Annotated in this window: 1 protein-coding gene; it reads right to left on the bottom strand. The window is 28.1% G+C overall.

Going from position 1 to position 217, the window contains the following annotated elements:
* Nucleotides 1-217, bottom strand: a 217-nt coding sequence (locus KA878_RS13665; RefSeq protein ID WP_245336764.1) for a Rep family protein, incomplete at both ends; no start/stop codon positions are given.

Below are 217 nucleotides of genomic sequence, written 5' to 3'. Positions count from 1 at the left end.
TCATATTTATGTTTATTTTTCTTAATAGCGTCTTTACTTTCATGCGTTAAATATTTATAAACACTTTCAATACCATCTACAATTTCCACATGAGATAAAGCTTTATTGCCTAAAGCTCTTTTTATTTTATTTCTTACACTTTCTAACGTTACCGCATTTTTAGCAACATACAAAACATGGTAATGAGGCTTTTTATAAACTTTTCCACCATCCTCTA

Source organism: Staphylococcus sp. GDY8P57P (genome assembly GCF_017892585.1).
In the GTDB taxonomy this organism is placed as follows: Bacteria; Bacillota; Bacilli; order Staphylococcales; family Staphylococcaceae; genus Staphylococcus; species Staphylococcus borealis.
The sequence above is the reverse complement of the archived record's forward strand: the minus strand, read 5'-3'. Positions and strand labels throughout refer to the sequence as shown.